Origin of the sequence: Sphingomonas sp. J315, from assembly GCF_024666595.1 — a bacterium.
In the GTDB taxonomy this organism is placed as follows: domain Bacteria; phylum Pseudomonadota; class Alphaproteobacteria; order Sphingomonadales; family Sphingomonadaceae; genus Sphingomonas.
This window is the reverse complement of the sequence record NZ_CP088296.1, coordinates 3684457-3699203: the sequence shown is the minus strand read 5'-3', so window position 1 is coordinate 3699203 and position 14747 is coordinate 3684457. Positions and strand designations below refer to the sequence as shown.

Genomic DNA, 14747 nt, shown 5'->3' with positions numbered 1-14747 from the left:
CAGGATGTGCGGGTTTGCGCGCCTCTTCAGGAAACCAGCAGTTCGAACTCGTCCTCGCTGAGCGGGATCTGGAACTCCAGCCCGGCTTCGAAGTCGTTCGACCACACCACGCGCGCCGCCCAGTGGCCGACATGCGGCAGCGTCAGCCAGATCATCGAATCGCGGCGCACGGCCGAGTAGGTCTCGATCTTGGCACCGTGGGTCGACAGGTCGACCACCTTGCACAGTGCGCGGTCGAGACCACCGCGGCCGACCTTGGCGTCGAGCGACACCGGCGCACGCGGCGCGCGGCGGCGGCCGAGCACTGCCGGTTCGAATTCTGCGGTGATGCTGCGTTTGCCCGTCGAAACCATGCGCCAAACCTAGGCGACGATGGCTAATGCCGCGTTAACGGCTTTCCAGCGCAAACGGCCCGCCCCGGGGTCCGGGACGGGCCGCTCTATCGGGTTCGACCGGGCGCAGCGCCCGTAACGCTCACTTCTTGGAGAGCGAGAGTCCGCCGAAACGCTTGTTGAAGCGCGCGACCTGGCCGCCGCTATCGAGCAGGTGGCCGCGGCCGCCGGTCCAGGCCGGGTGCGCCAACGGATCGATTTCCAGCTGCATCACATCGCCTTCCTTGCCCCAGGTCGAGCGAGTCTCGTACACGGTACCGTCGGTCATCTGGACCTTGATCATGTGATAATCGGGGTGCGTATCGGCCTTCACGGAAAATTCCTTCTGGATTAGCCACCGGTTTCCGACCGGCAGCGGACGCGGCGCGTTACACGGCACCGCGTCAGAATGCAATATGGTGGGCAGCGCGGTTTAGGCCGAGGGTGGATCGGCGATCATCGCGGTAAATTCGCACTCGGTGGCCAGGTCGTCGCCCAGATACGCCTTGCCGGAGAACTTGCAGATGCGCGAACGCTTCTGGACGAACTCAACCTCAAGCCGGAGCAGCACGCCCGGCTCGACCGGCTTGCGGAACTTCACGCCGTCGATCGACATGAAATAGACCAGCTTGCCGGTACCCGCGAGGCCGAGGCTCTCAACCGCGAGCACACCCGCCGCCTGCGCCAGCGCCTCCACCTGGAGGACGCCGGGCATGATCGGCCTTCCGGGGAAATGCCCCTGGAAGAACTCCTCGTTGATCGACACCGCCTTGATCGCGACGATGCGCTCGTCGGGGATCAGCTGTTCGACCCGATCGACAAGCAACATCGGATAGCGGTGCGGAAGAGCCGCCATCACCCGTGTCACGTCGAGCGGGCCGATCGCGGCCTTTCCTTCGGCGGCGTCGCTCACCGGCCGGTGGGTGCCGGCTGGGTCGGCTGTGCCGGTTGCTGCTGCGGCGGCGGAGCGACGGTCTGAACGCTCGGCAGCTGCTGGTTCAGCGCGGCGAGGACCGCATCGGTGATGTCGATGTTGGTCGCCGCATACAGCACCGAATCCTTCGCCATCGCGATATGCGCGCCGCGCTGCTGCGAAATCTGCTCGATAACCGGCACCATCCGCTGTGCAACCTGCTGGTTCACATACTGGACGTTGCGCTGGAACGTCTGCTGACGCTCGCTGAACTGCTGCTGCGCGGTCTGCTGGCGCTGCTGGAACGCCTGGATACGTGCGGTAAGCGCTGCATCGGGCTTGCCATTTGCTGCCTTGAGCGCGGCCTGAAGCGCGGTTTCCTCAGTCTGGAGCGGCGTGCCCTGCTGCTGCGCATATTGCTGCAACTGGGTGCGCTGCGCCTGGAGCTGAGTCGCTGCGGCGGTACAGGCGGTGCAGCTGCTCATGATGCGTTCGACATCGACGATCGCGACCTTGGTGTCGACGAGCGCCTGCGCGGCGGCGGCGCCAGCGCCGAACGTCGCGCCCGCAGCGGCGATCACCGCGAGAATGGTCTTGGTATTACGCATTAGAATGCAGTCCCTACGTTGAAGGTGAAGAGTTTCGTATCGTCGCCTTCCTGAGTCAGGAAAGCGTGTGCCAGATCGAGCCGCAGCGGGCCGAACGGCGAGTTCCAGTTGACGCCGACGCCGACCGACAGGCGGGGCTTGGGCGAGTTGCCGAGGAATCGTTCGAGGAACGGATCGGTCTGGAGGTTGTACCGGGTGTTGATCGAGGTCCCAGAACACGCCCCGCCCAACGTCGCAGCGAAACCGACACTACAGGTCGTAAGCTGCCCCGGCGCGACGCTGTCGGTGATCGGAACCGCAAAGAGGGGGTTTCCGTTCCCGTCGAACTGCGGCGTCTCGATCGGCAAGAGCGAGGGCGATCCGTCGGCGTTGAACAACGGGTTGCCCGCGCCGTCCGTCGCCTGTGCGAAGTTCGCCGTCTTGTTCGGCGCGCGAACTCCCCAATTGGCACCCGCCATGAGGAAGATCGACGGGCGAATCCCCATCTCGCGCGCGCCTGCACCCAGCGGGATTTCCAGCTCAAGCTTGCCGAGATAGTAAGCGCGACCGCCGATCGCGTCGTCGAAGATCTGGTCTTCGTCGACGATCAGCGTCTGATTGCCACTCGCCACGGTTCCGGTGAACCCGATGCGCTGAATACGCGGGCCGACGCCGCGAATATCGAACCCGCGGAACTGCGGCTCACCCAGGAAGAAGCGGTCGGTGATCCGGACCGGATCGACGCCGGGTGCGCCATCCTCGAGGCTGTGGATATAGCCGCCCTCAAGCCCCGCCGAGAAGATGAAGCCGCTGCCGATGTTCCAGTATTTGTCGGCATCGAAACGACCGCGCAGATACTTCACGTCGCCGCCAAGACCCGCGAAATCGGTGCCCAGCACCAGCCGCTGACCGCGGGTCGGACGCAGACGGCTGTTGAGGCTGTCGTAAATCAGCGACAACCCGACCGCAGACGTCCAGCGATTGCCCAGCGCTTCGCAGAGATAGCGACCGGCCTTGAGCGGATCGCACGCACCGTTGGTGAAGAAGGTGTTCTCGTCCAGCGACACCGCGTCATGGGTGAGCGAATAGCGGCCCGACAGCGTCCAGAATTCGGTCAGCGGCACGCCGAGCACCACCTGGCCGCCGGTCGAAACCTGCTCGTAAGTGGTGCGGCGATCGGTGCCCAGATAGTTGAACGAATTATAGTCGCGGCGGAACAGCGTGCCGCCCAGCGCAACATTCTGGTCGAACAGATACGGTTCGGTGAAGCCCAGCTCGACCGACTTCGAGTAGCTCGAATAGTCGGCCGACAGGCGCAGGTCCTGCCCCTTGCCGCGGAAGTTGCGCTGGCGCACCGAGCCCTGGAAGATGAACCGCTCGAGGCTCGAGAAGCCCGCCGACAGCGTCAGCTCGCCGGTTGACTTCTCCTCGACATTGGCAGTCAGGATCACGCGGTCGGGTGCCGACCCTTCCTTCTGCTCGATCTCGAACTTCTCGTTGAAATAGCCGAGCGAGTTGATGCGGTCCTGCGAACGCTTGACCAGGAAGGTGTTGAAGGCGTCGCCCTCGGCCAGGCGCATTTCGCGGCGGATCACCTTGTCCTGCGTCTGGGTATTGCCGGTGATGTCGATCCGCTCGACATAGGTGCGGCGCGCCTCGGCGATGTTGAAGTTGATCGTCATCGTCAACTTTTCGCGATCGCGATTGAAGTCCGGATTGACATTCGCAAAGGCGTAGCCGAACGCGCCCGCCGTCTCCGACAGCTGGTCGATTGTGTCCTCGACCAGCTTGGCGTTGTACCAATCGCCCTCCTTCATCGCCAGGCCCTTGGCCAGCGCGGTGTCGTCGAAGTCGCGGATGTTGCTGTCGACCGTGACCGGCCCGAACTTGTAGCGTGGCCCTTCCTCGATCACATAGGTGATGATGAAGTCGCGCTTGTCCGGGGGTCAGCTCCGCGACCGCCGAAACGACGCGGAAATCGGCATAACCCTGGGTCAGGTAGAATTGACGCAGCTTCTGCTGGTCATAGGCCAGTCGGTCCTGGTCGTAGCTCGTGTTGGAGCTTAAAATGCTGGTCAAACGCGACTGTTTGGTCGCCATTTCACCGCGCAATTTGCCGTCCGAAAACTGCTCGTTGCCGATGATGTTGATCTGGCGGACGCGCGATTTGGGGCCTTCGCGCACCTCGAACACCACGTCGACGCGGTTCTGGTCGAGACTGACCATCTTTGGTTCGACGCTCGCGGCGAAACGGCCCTGGCGGCGATACAGCTCGATGATCCGGGCGACGTCCGCCCGCACTGCGGTGCGGGTGAACATCTGGCGCGGAGCGAGCTTGATTTCCTTGACGATCTTGTCGTCCTTCAGGCGCTTGTTGCCCTCAAGGATGACGCGGTTGATCACCGGATTTTCGCGCACGCGCAGTACGATGTCGCCCGACTCAACGCCCTCGATCGTCACGTCGGCAAGCAATTCGCTTGCCAGCACGTCACGGATCGCCTGGTCGAGGCTTTCGGTGGTGTAGGTCTGGCCGACACGCAGGCGCGTGTAGGACAGCACCGTCTCCGGCTCGAGCCGCTGGGTGCCGTCGACCCGCAATGTGCGAATGGTCCGCGTCTCAAGCGCCTCGGGGGCCGGGGCGGGCTGTTGCGCGGCCGGAGCGGAGGCTGGCGCCTGCTGGGCCTGCGCGGCTGTGGCGAGCGCGAACAACGTCGTGCCGGCCATCAGGACCGCGGAGGCGCGCGCGCCGAATTTCGTAACCTTGAGTGCCGTCACCATCCCACCCCAGTCGGATTTAAGAGATTTTGGTCGGAAGCATGCGTCCGTATGCACGCCCTGCCCCAACCGGTTCAGCCGATCAACCCGGCCAGGCTTCTCCACACGCCAAATGCGCCCAGATCGTTGAATGTAACCAGCAGCATCAACGCCAGTATCGCAATCATCCCGCCGCGAAATGCCCATTCCATCACCTCAGGCTCGACGGGTTTCCGGCGCAGCGCTTCGACCGCATAGAACAGAAGATGGCCGCCATCCAGCACCGGGACTGGCAGCAGGTTAATGAACCCCAGATTTATCGAGATGAGCGCGGCCATGATGACGAACTGCTCAAACCCGAGCGAGAGCATCTCGCCGGAATATTTGGCGATTCGCAACGGCCCGCCCAGCTCGCTTACCGGAACGCGACCCAAGATAAGCTGACCCAGACCGTCGATCATCGTCCCGACCAGAGACACGGTGCGGTTGAATCCGACCACCGGTGCCTGCCACCAGGCGACAGGCGTACGGATCACCTCGCCACTCGGCGCGATGCCCAGGATTCCTCGGCTTGTCTCGTTCCCGAACCGGTCCTTCTCGACCCGGCGGCCGATCACTGCCTCGGTGCTCGCAGGCTGGCCGTCGCGCACATAGTCGATCCGCACCTTCAATCCCGCACGCAGCGAGGTGAAGTGCATCAGGTCCTCGAATGTTTCGACCTGCCGCCCGCCGATCGCAACGAATCGATCGCCGGGCCTTAGTCCTGCGTTCGCTGCGGGCGTGTTCGGCTGGATCGCCCCCGCCACGGCTGGCATTTTCGCCTCGCCATAGACGCCCGCAAACGCACCGAGAATCGCGATCGCGACGACAAAATTGGTGATCGGCCCCGCCGCGACGACAATCGCGCGCTGCCACAGCGGCTTGGCCTGAAAGGTTTGGGCACGCTCCGCCGCAGGCAGCGCGAGCCACTCTGGACTGGGCTGTCCCGCCGGGTTCATGTCGCCCGCAAACTTGACGTAACCGCCCAGCGGCAGCCACCCGAACTTCCACCGTGTCCCGCGCTTGTCGGTGAACCCGGCCACTTCGCGCCCGAAACCGACCGAAAATGCTTCTGCCTTGATCCCGAACCAGCGACCGGCAGCGTAATGACCCAGCTCATGCACGAACACGAGCGGCCCGATGATCAGGATGAAGGCGATCAGGTAGAGAAAGAAACCGGGGTTTTCGGTCAAACTACGCAGTCCTTCACACGCTCGCCCGCCAAAATCCGCGCCTCCGCGTCGATCGCCAGCACCTGATCGAGCGTTTCCGGCGCGGCCGGGTCATAGCGATCAAGGGTATCCGCGACGATTGCGGCAATTTCAAGAAATCCGATCCGTCGCGACAGGAACGCCGCAACCGCGACTTCGTTCGCCGCGTTCAAGATCGCTGGACGCGCCCCGCCCGCCGCCAGCGCCTCGCGCGCCAGCCTGAGGCATGGGAAGCGCTCATAGTCCGGCGCTTCGAAATCCAGTCGCCCGATGGTGGCAAGATCAAGGCGCTGGCACGGCGTTTCCATCCGTCGTGGCCAGGCGAGCGCGTGCGCGATCGGCACGCGCATATCGGGCGAGCCCAACTGCGCCAGCACCGATCCGTCGACATATTCGACCATCGAATGAATCACCGACTGGCGATGGACAATCACGTCGAGCTGCTCGGGCGTCACCGGGAACAGGTGGTACGCCTCGATCAACTCCAGCCCCTTGTTCATCATCGTCGCCGAATCGACGCTGATCTTCGCGCCCATCGACCAGTTGGGGTGCGCCACCGCCTGTTCGGGCGTGATCCCCTGCATCTCGGCAAGAGACCGTTCGCGGAATGGCCCGCCGCTCGCGGTCAGGATGATGCGTGAGACGCGATCCGCATTCTGCGTCTCAAGGCACTGAAATACTGCGTTATGCTCGGAATCAACCGGAAGCAGTGTCGCGCCGGTGGCCGCAGCGGCCTGCATTACGACTTCGCCAGCCGAAACCAACGACTCCTTGTTCGCCAGCGCGACCGCCTTGCCGCCCTCCAGCGCTGCCAATACCGGCTTCAGCCCGGCGGTCCCGACGATCGCCGCCATCGTCCAGTCCGCTTCCATCCGCGCGGCATCGCACACCGCGTCGGGACCGGAAGCAACGGCAATCCCGGTCCCGGCGAGTGCATCGCTCAACGCCTGGTGGCAGCTTGCGTCGGCTACCACTGCGGTTCGCGCGTGTACGCGCTTTGCCGCCGCGGCCAGCCGCTCGACGTCGCAATTGGCGGTGAGGGCGACGACTTCGAATGCCAGCGGCTCTCGCTCGATCAGGTCGAGCGTCGAAGTGCCCACTGACCCGGTCGCGCCCAAAATGGTAACGGTCTTCATCAAAGTCCCTGGATCAACACGAGCAGGGCGGCGATCGGTGCGACCGGGACCAGCCCGTCCAGCCGGTCGAGCACGCCGCCATGTCCCGGCAGGACAGTCCCCGAATCCTTGACCCCCCGCCCGACGCTTGAGATGGCTTTCGTACAAGTCGCCCGCCTGTGCGACCACCGCAAGCAGGGGCGTCGCGAGCGCAAGCGCCATCGGCAGTTCCCAGAGCGTCAGCAGCAACCCGAACCCCGTGGCGGCGGTGACGCCCCCGGCAAGTCCGGCCCAGGTCTTGTTGGGGCTGACCGCCGGCATCAGCTTCGGCCCGCCAATTGCGCGTCCGGCGAAATATGCGCCGATATCGCATGCCCAAACCAGCGCCATCGCCCAGAATGCCAGCATGAGCCCGTTGGACTGCTCGCGCAGAAAGATCAGCGCCAGCACCGGCACGCCGACATAAATCGCGCCTGCCCCCTGCGCTCCGCTGCGCGTCACGCTGGCAAGGAAGAAGGCCGCACCCAATGTCAGCCCCAGCGCGAGAAAGCCGGGCCCTGCGGCGAGCGGCGAAAGGATTGCGAGGGGGACCATCAACGCATATTGCGCGAGTCGCTTCTGTTCTGCGCTCGCACCGTGCAGCCCACCCCATTCATGGATCATCACGAGCGCGCCCAGCGTTACCAGCAGCCAGAAGGCGAATCCGCCGAACCACAACGCCGCAGCGGCGATGACGATCAACGCGATCCCAACTACCGCACGGGTGCCAAGATCAGCGTTCTTCCGGGGCGGAACGTCGATCACAGCCCTCCGAACCGGCGCTGACGCCGCCCGAATTGCGCGATCGCATCGGCCAGCGCGTCGCCGTCGAAATCGGGCCACAAGGTCTCGACGAACAGCAATTCGGCATAGGCCGCCTGCCACAGCAGGAAGTTGGACAGCCGTTGCTCGCCCGACGTGCGGATCAACAGGTCGAGCGGGGGAGGTCATGGGTGGTCAGCGCATCGCTGAACATCGCCTCATCGATTGCTTCCGGGGCGACTTCACCTGCCTTGGCCGACGCCGCCAGCCGCCGCGCCGCTGCGACGATCTCCGCCTGCGCGCCATAGTTGAGCGCGATAACCAGGGTCGCGCCGCTATTGACCGACGTGCGCGCGATCGCCTCGTCGATCATCGCGACGAGATCACCCGACAAGGCATGGTAATCGCCGATCACGCGCAGCCGCACATTCTCCGCGACCAGATCCTTGAGTTCGTTCTTCAGGAAATGGCGCAGCAACCCCATCAGGTCGCGCACTTCCTCTTCGGGCCGCCGCCAATTCTCCGACGAGAACGCATAGAGCGTGAGCACCTCGACCCCCTGCTCGCGCGCCGCCTTGGACACGCGACGCACCGCCTCCACGCCCTGCTTGTGCCCGGCGATGCGCGGCAGCCGCCGGGCCTTCGCCCAGCGACCATTGCCGTCCATGATGATGGCGACGTGGCGGGGAACGGCCCCGCCTTCCGGGCCAGCCGGAAGAGGCGCGGAGGCCGCAGTCACTTGCCGAGGATTTCCTTTTCCTTCGCCGCCGCAGCAGCGTCGATCTCCGCAATCGTGGCGTCGGTCAGCTTCTGGACCTCGCCCTCGTGGCGCTTGCGGTCATCCTCACCGAACTCGCCCTTCTTCTCGTCGGTCTTCAGGCTGTCCATCCCATCGCGGCGCACGTTGCGCACCGCGATGCGGGCGTTCTCCGCATATTTGCTGGCCAGCTTGGCAAGTTCCTTGCGGCGCTCCTCGGTCAGGTCCGGGATCGGCAAGCGCAGATTCTGCCCGTCGACGATCGGGTTGAGACCAAGCCCGGCGGACCGGATCGCCTTGTCGACCGGGCCGACATTCGACTTGTCCCACACCTGCACCGACAGCATGCGCGGCTCGGGCGCCGACACCGTCGCGACCTGATTGAGCGGCATATGCGATCCATAGACCTCGACCGTCACAGGCTCGAGCAGCGTGGTACTCGCGCGACCGGTCCGCAGTCCGCCCAGATCATGCTTGAGCGATTCGACGGCGCCGTTCATCCGGCGCTCCAGATCGGCCTTGTCATATGCGGCCATAGGTCAGATTCCTCTTATTCTGTCTTAACTTAAGCGGATACGGGCTGGTTGCGGACGATGGTCGAGGTGCCCTCGCCACGCAAGACCGCTTCCAACGTGCCTTCGTCGCGAATGTTGAACACGACAATCGGGATATCGTTGTCGCGGCACAGGGCCACCGCCGTCGCGTCCATGACCTTCAAATTGTCGACCAACACGCGATCGAACGTCAGTTCCTCATAGCGGGTCGCATCGGCGACCTTCTTGGGATCGGCATTGTACACGCCATCGACGCTGGTGCCCTTGAACAGCGCGTCGCAATTCATCTCGGCGGCGCGCAGCGCGGCGGTGGTGTCGGTAGTGAAGAACGGTAGGCCAGTGCCCGCGGCAAAGATGACCACGCGACCCTTCTCCATATGCCGCATCGCCTTGCGCCGGATATAGGGTTCGCTGACCGACGCCATCGGGATCGCCGACTGGACGCGGGTATCGACGCCCAGCCGCTCGAGCGTGTTCTGCATCGCCAGCGCGTTCATCACGGTGGCGAGCATGCCCATATAATCGGCGCTCGCCCGCTCGAACCCCCTGCGCCGCGCCAGCCAGCCCGCGAAAGATATTGCCGCCGCCAACGACCATGCAGATCTCATACCCCGCCTCGGTCGCCGCCTTCACCTCACGCGCGACGCGCTCGCAGGTGGCGGGATCGATGCCGAACTGCCCCTGCCCCATCAGCACTTCGCCGGAGAGTTTGAGGAGGATGCGTTTGAAGCGTGGCGCGGTCATCTGGCCCTAATGTCTGTCGGGGGTTGGGAGCGGCGCGGACCTTAGGCGCGGGCGCGGGGGAAGCCAAGCGGGGAAACCGCCACCGATGCGACGCGAACGACCAGTCAGCGCTTCGGGACGATCACCAGCTTGTACGGGATGTAGAGCAGCACATCGGACGGCCCCGCCCGTGTCCACAGGACCGGCATATTCAGCCCCTCGATCGTCACCGCATATCCCGCGCCCATCCGCTCCGACAAACTGCGGGCGTCGGCCATCACGCTTTCGGCAATCTGAAGCCGGTACTGGTCCGGCCCGACGATCGACAGCGACGAATCGCCGCTGATGTCCATCTGTGCGCGGCCGACCTCGGGAACGGCATCGACATAGGCTTCGATCCGCTTTTCCGCGCTCGCTCCGCTCTCCTTGCCGCCGAGCGGTGCCTTGACCAGAAATTCGACCTTCTGGCTGTCAGGGCGATTGTCGTTGGACAGCGTGACCTCGTCGAGATTGGCAACGGTCAGCGGCGTCAAGATATAGTCGCCGAACGCCAGCTGGACGCCATGCTTTCCCGCCATCTCGACCGCGCGGGCCAGCATCTGGCGGATTTCGGTCCCGCGCAGCTTGGGATCGCGCGTGTCACCGCGAATTGCGACTTCCTGAACCAGAAAGTCGGCGGTCCGGCGCAGGCCTACCGCGGGCATGTCGCGCTCATAGCTATCCTGCTCGACCCGGCTGCCAGTGACCACGACCTCTTGCGACGCAAGGTCCTGCGCCACCACGGGAAGCGCCACGCCCAGCGCAGCAATCGCCAGAACTGCCTTGATCATCGCCCCCTCCCCGATCCGTGTTGTTTAAGAGCTTCTGCGCCGAACTTCCCGGAGTCAATCACGTGAGATTGGGCGGCGCGGCCCCAGCAAAAAGGGCGCGGCCAGCGATGGCCGCGCCCTCCTTTTTCCCTCAGGGTCGTGCGATCAGCCAGCCGCAGCCGCCGTCGCCGCGACTTCCGCCGCGAAGTCGCTCTCTTCCTTCTCGATTCCTTCGCCGAGCTGGAAGCGGACGTAGTCGACCAACTTGATCGACGCGCCGGCGTCCTTGCCCGCCTGGGCGATCACGTCGCCGACCGGGGTCTTGCCGTCCATGACGAACGCCTGGGTGAGCAGCGCGTTCTCCTTCTTGAACTTCTCGACCGGGCCGTTGAGGATCTTGGCAGCGACCTCTTCGGACTTGCCGACGATCTTGTCGGCGTTCTTCTCGCGCAGGATCGCGGCTTCACGCTCGACGACCTCCGGGTCGAGGTCTTCGATCGACAGCGCCAGCGGGAAGGCAGCGGCGATGTGCATCGCGATCTGCTTGCCCAGCGGCTCCAGAACGTCGACGCCCGCGTCCGATTCGAGCGCGACGAGCACGCCGATCTTGCCCAGACCCGGGGCGGCAGCGTTGTGGACGTACGGGATCACCGCGCCGTTGGTCACTTCGACCTTCTTCGCGCGACGCAGCACCTGATTCTCGCCGATCGTCGCGATGTTGGCGACCAGCACTTCGTCGATGGTGCCGCCGGTGATCGCCTGAGCCTTCAGCGCCTCGAAGTCATCGATGCCCTGCTCCAGCGCAACGCCGGTCACTTCGCGGACAAAGCCCTGGAAGATTTCGTTCTTCGCGACGAAGTCGGTCTGCGAGTTGACCTCGACGGCCACGCCCTTGGTGCCCGCGACGGCGACGCCGACCAGACCCTCGGCCGCAGTGCGGCTGGACTTCTTGGCAGCGGCGGCCAGGCCCTTCGAACGCAGCCAGTCGGTGGCCGCTTCGATGTCGCCGTTATTCTCGGTCAGCGCCTTCTTGCAGTCCATCATGCCGGCGCCGCTCTTCTCGCGCAGTTCCTTGACGGCTGCTGCAGTGATCTCGGCCATGTCTAATTCCTCGTGTCTAAGCGGTTTGCTTCAAATATGGTGCGGGCGGGACAAAGCTTAAACGCCCTGCCCCGCCCCCATTACGGTTCGATGACCACAGCGCTTACGCGTCGATCTGGCGCTCGCCCTCGGCTGCGGTTTCCGGGTCGGTCGATGCGGCCGGAGCTTCCGGCTCGGCTTCGACGGCCGGGGCCGGCTCGACGATGGCGGCTTCGACCGGCGGAACTTCGGCCGCGCCGAAATCGCCGCTGCTCATCTGCGCCTGGTTGTTGCCGCGGGTCGCCGCGATGGCGACGGCTTCGCAGTACAGGCGGATCGCGCGGCTGGCGTCGTCATTCGCCGGAACCGGGAATGCGATGCCGTCGGGCGAGACGTTCGAATCGAGGATCGCGACGACCGGGATGCCGAGCGTATTGGCTTCCTTGATCGCCAGCTCTTCCTTGTTCGCGTCGATCACGAACATGATGTCGGGAACGCCGCCCATGTCGCGGATGCCGCCGAGCGACAGCTCGAGCTTGTCCTTCTCGCGCGTCAGGTTCAGCACTTCCTTTTTGGTCAGGCCGTGCGTGTCACCCGACAGCTGCTCTTCGAGCGTCTTGAGGCGCTTGATCGAGTTGCTGATGGTCTTCCAGTTGGTGAGCATGCCGCCCAGCCAGCGATGGTTGACGAAATGCTGGTTCGACTTGCGCGCTGCTTCGGCAATCGCGTCCTGCGCCTGGCGCTTGGTGCCGACGAACAGCACCTTGCCGCCCGAAGCGACGGTCGAGCTGATGAAGTCCAGCGCGCGCGCGAACAGCGGGACGGTCTGCGACAGGTCGATGATGTGCACGCCGTTGCGGTCGCCGAAGATATACGGCTTCATCTTCGGGTTCCAGCGATGCGTCTGGTGACCGAAGTGTGCGCCCGATTCGAGCAACTGCTGCATGGAGACGACTGGAGCCGCCATAGGGATAAGTCCTTCCGGTTGAGCCTCTGGGAAGCGAGTGACCGTGAGCCAAAAGGCCCGCAGCACCGGGTTATGTTGCTTCCCATGCGGGGGTGAGGCGGCGCGCTTAGTCGAGATTGCGGCGGAGCGCAAGAGAACAAAAATGGATCGCGTCGCTTGACATGCGGAACGTTAACGGAACATAAAGGGTTCAACAGGCGGACAAGGAACCTTTGCCCGTCGCCAGGCGTCGAGAATCATAACGATTCCAGTCGCTTATCAGGATTCGGGAGGCCGATATGGTTGCTGTTCTTGCCGCGCTGCTGTTCACCACCGCGTTTGCCGTGTCGATCTGGGCGATGTTCGTCACGATTGCGCCTCGCCTCGATTACATGCGCGCACTGATGCTGGGTAAGACGGTGCCCGCCCCCGCCCCGGTTAATGCCGCGCGTGTTCGCGTTATGCCGCGGGCGGCACCGCGCCGGGTGCCGACACCGCTGCGAGCGGCTGCATAGTCCGGCGATAGGCGCGAATGCTGAAGGGCAACGTCGCGAGATAGGCGATGCACACCAGTGTCAGCGTCTGCCAGGGCACCGTGACCAGCGCGGCGAGCAGGATTGCAACCATCACCAGCGCCTCGAACCGGACGTTCCGGCGCAGGCGCAGCGATTTCCACGAGTAGGTGGCCAGGCTCGACACCATCAGCAATCCGACAAATGCGACCCAGGGGGTGACGATCCAGGGCGAACGCGCCAGCTCCTCGCCGCTCCACAGCCAGATATAGAGTGGAAGCATGGCGAGCCCGGCACCCGCCGGTGCCGGTATGCCGGTAAAGAAGCCGGCCAGCTTGCGCGGCTGGGCATCGCTGTCGATCTGCGCATTGAACCGGGCAAGCCGCAATGCGCAGAATACGGCATAGAGCAATGCGACGATCCAGCCGACCTTGGGCGCGTACATCAACGCCCAAAGATACAGGATCAACGCCGGCGCGACGCCAAACGAGATCGCATCGGACAGGCTGTCCAGTTCTGCCCCGAACCTGCTCTCGCCGCGCACCATGCGCGCCACCTGTCCATCGATCCCGTCAAGCAATGCGGCGATCAGGATCATCAGGACCGCCCGTTCCCAATTCTCGCTGATCGCGTAGCGAACCCCGGTCAGCCCGGAGCAAAGCGCCAGCGCGGTAATGGCGTTGGGCGCGATCGCGCGAAGCGGGATGCCACGCCGCAGAGGTCGGGGACGAAGGCTCATCGAGGACGCCTCACTGGGCGACGCCCTCTGCCGCGCGTCCGCCCTTGAGCCCGACGAGCGTCTCGCCGGCAAGGCAACGCTGGCCAAGCGCGACCTGGGGCGCATAATCGTCGGGCAGGAACACGTCGACCCGGCTGCCAAAGCGGATCAGGCCGAAACGTTGCCCCGACGCGACGATGTCGCCTGGCTTGACGAAAGTCACGATGCGGCGCGCGACGAGGCCCGCGATCTGCGTAAATCCGACACGGGTTCCGTCATGCGTCTCCATCACGAAATGCTGGCGCTCATTTTCCTCGCTTGCCTTGTCAAGATCGGCGTTGAGGAACTTGCCCGCGATATAGACGACCTGGCGGATCGTCCCGGCCATCGGGGTGCGGTTGATATGGACGTCGAATACGGACATGAAGATCGAAACGCGCACACGGGTCGTTTCGTTCAACCCTTCCGGCCCGGCGATTTCCCGCGGCACCGGCACCCGCTCGATCATCGTCACCAAACCATCGGCGGGCGAGATGATCATCCCCTCCCCCTGCGGGGTCACGCGGATTGGGTCGCGGAAGAAGGCGGCAACCCAGATAGTCAGGCCAATCAGCGCAAATCCAAGCTCGTCCCAGATCGCGAAGAGGAACAGCGTGGTGATCGCCGCAGAGATCAGCACATATTTGCGACCCTCCGGATGGACCGAGGGGAAGCGCCACTTGACGGTGTTGGTGACGGCGGGCGGGGTTTCGAGTGAGGACATGGGCGGGGTCTAGCTGTGTCATCCGCGCAACACAATCCTGTGTGGCGGCGTGGCGATACCGTTATCCGCCAATGCTTGATCGCACGCGCGCTTG

At 64.3% G+C, this 14747-nt stretch carries 13 protein-coding genes and 4 pseudogenes; all 17 read right to left on the bottom strand.

Annotated elements, in window-relative coordinates:
• Positions 1–26: 26 nt before the first annotated feature.
• Entirely contained in the window at positions 27–353 is a 327-nt protein-coding gene (locus LRS08_RS18675; RefSeq protein WP_257845774.1) for a PilZ domain-containing protein, read from the bottom strand.
• Between the two features lie 121 nt (positions 354–474).
• Positions 475–705 (bottom strand): 50S ribosomal protein L31, encoded by a 231-nt coding sequence (gene rpmE, locus LRS08_RS18670; RefSeq protein WP_257845775.1) that lies wholly within the window; start codon positions 703–705, stop codon positions 475–477.
• Positions 706–804: 99 nt separating this feature from the next.
• Positions 805–1284 (bottom strand): 3-hydroxyacyl-ACP dehydratase FabZ, encoded by a 480-nt coding sequence (gene fabZ / locus LRS08_RS18665; protein ID WP_257845776.1) that lies wholly within the window; start codon positions 1282–1284, stop codon positions 805–807.
• Positions 1281–1892: an OmpH family outer membrane protein gene (locus LRS08_RS18660; RefSeq protein WP_257845777.1), complete on the bottom strand. Its 612-nt coding sequence runs from the start codon at positions 1890–1892 to the stop codon at positions 1281–1283. The genes fabZ and LRS08_RS18660 overlap by 4 nt, the downstream gene beginning before the upstream one ends.
• Positions 1892–4649, bottom strand: a pseudogene (gene bamA, locus LRS08_RS18655) (outer membrane protein assembly factor BamA). The gene LRS08_RS18660 and the pseudogene bamA overlap by 1 nt, the downstream one beginning before the upstream one ends.
• Positions 4650–4720: 71 nt before the next feature.
• Positions 4721–5857, bottom strand: coding sequence for a M50 family metallopeptidase (locus tag LRS08_RS18650; RefSeq protein WP_257845779.1), 1137 nt, complete (start codon positions 5855–5857; stop codon positions 4721–4723).
• The gene (locus LRS08_RS18645; RefSeq protein WP_257845780.1) at positions 5854–7011 is read right to left on the bottom strand and encodes a 1-deoxy-D-xylulose-5-phosphate reductoisomerase; all 1158 of its coding nucleotides are present in this window, start codon (positions 7009–7011) and stop codon (positions 5854–5856) included. Before LRS08_RS18645 ends, LRS08_RS18650 begins: the two co-directional genes overlap by 4 nt.
• Positions 7011–7085 carry a hypothetical protein gene (locus LRS08_RS20155; protein WP_312026693.1) on the bottom strand — a complete coding sequence of 25 codons (75 nt, stop codon included), beginning with the start codon at positions 7083–7085 and terminating at the stop codon, positions 7011–7013. The genes LRS08_RS18645 and LRS08_RS20155 overlap by 1 nt, the downstream gene beginning before the upstream one ends.
• A 103-nt stretch (positions 7086–7188) precedes the next feature.
• A pseudogene (locus LRS08_RS18640) lies at positions 7189–7794 on the bottom strand (phosphatidate cytidylyltransferase); the annotation flags it as partial.
• Positions 7791–8458, bottom strand: a pseudogene (uppS, locus tag LRS08_RS18635) (polyprenyl diphosphate synthase). The pseudogenes LRS08_RS18640 and uppS, both read right to left, overlap by 4 nt.
• Positions 8459–8526: 68 nt before the next feature.
• Entirely contained in the window at positions 8527–9084 is a 558-nt protein-coding gene (gene frr, locus LRS08_RS18630) for a ribosome recycling factor (RefSeq protein ID WP_257845782.1), read from the bottom strand.
• 29 nt (positions 9085–9113) lie between these two features.
• A pseudogene (gene pyrH, locus LRS08_RS18625) lies at positions 9114–9846 on the bottom strand (UMP kinase).
• 104 nt (positions 9847–9950) lie between these two features.
• The gene (locus LRS08_RS18620; protein WP_257845784.1) at positions 9951–10655 is read right to left on the bottom strand and encodes a TonB-dependent receptor; all 705 of its coding nucleotides are present in this window, start codon (positions 10653–10655) and stop codon (positions 9951–9953) included.
• 144 nt (positions 10656–10799) lie between these two features.
• The gene (gene tsf, locus LRS08_RS18615; protein ID WP_260481109.1) at positions 10800–11735 is read right to left on the bottom strand and encodes a translation elongation factor Ts; all 936 of its coding nucleotides are present in this window, start codon (positions 11733–11735) and stop codon (positions 10800–10802) included.
• 103 nt (positions 11736–11838) lie between these two features.
• Positions 11839–12681 carry a 30S ribosomal protein S2 gene (gene rpsB, locus LRS08_RS18610; RefSeq protein ID WP_257845786.1) on the bottom strand — a complete coding sequence of 281 codons (843 nt, stop codon included), beginning with the start codon at positions 12679–12681 and terminating at the stop codon, positions 11839–11841.
• Positions 12682–13119: 438 nt separating this feature from the next.
• Entirely contained in the window at positions 13120–13911 is a 792-nt protein-coding gene (gene pssA / locus LRS08_RS18605; protein ID WP_257845788.1) for a CDP-diacylglycerol--serine O-phosphatidyltransferase, read from the bottom strand.
• A gap of 10 nt (positions 13912–13921) precedes the next feature.
• Positions 13922–14653 carry a phosphatidylserine decarboxylase gene (locus tag LRS08_RS18600; RefSeq protein ID WP_260481108.1) on the bottom strand — a complete coding sequence of 244 codons (732 nt, stop codon included), beginning with the start codon at positions 14651–14653 and terminating at the stop codon, positions 13922–13924.
• Positions 14654–14747: the final 94 nt, after the last annotated feature.

Bases quoted from the DNA above. Each gene is read 5' to 3' on its own strand.
- LRS08_RS18675 (WP_257845774.1), bottom strand. From the start codon at position 353: ATGGTTTCGACGGGCAAACGCAGCATCACCGCAGAATTCGAACCGGCA.
- LRS08_RS18660 (WP_257845777.1), bottom strand. From the start codon at position 1,892: ATGCGTAATACCAAGACCATTCTCGCGGTGATCGCCGCTGCGGGCGCG.
- LRS08_RS18645 (WP_257845780.1), bottom strand. From the start codon at position 7,011: ATGAAGACCGTTACCATTTTGGGCGCGACCGGGTCAGTGGGCACTTCG.
- frr (WP_257845782.1), bottom strand. From the start codon at position 9,084: ATGGCCGCATATGACAAGGCCGATCTGGAGCGCCGGATGAACGGCGCC.
- LRS08_RS18620 (WP_257845784.1), bottom strand. From the start codon at position 10,655: ATGATCAAGGCAGTTCTGGCGATTGCTGCGCTGGGCGTGGCGCTTCCC.
- tsf (WP_260481109.1), bottom strand. From the start codon at position 11,735: ATGGCCGAGATCACTGCAGCAGCCGTCAAGGAACTGCGCGAGAAGAGC.
- rpsB (WP_257845786.1), bottom strand. From the start codon at position 12,681: ATGGCGGCTCCAGTCGTCTCCATGCAGCAGTTGCTCGAATCGGGCGCA.
- pssA (WP_257845788.1), bottom strand. From the start codon at position 13,911: ATGAGCCTTCGTCCCCGACCTCTGCGGCGTGGCATCCCGCTTCGCGCG.
- LRS08_RS18600 (WP_260481108.1), bottom strand. From the start codon at position 14,653: ATGTCCTCACTCGAAACCCCGCCCGCCGTCACCAACACCGTCAAGTGG.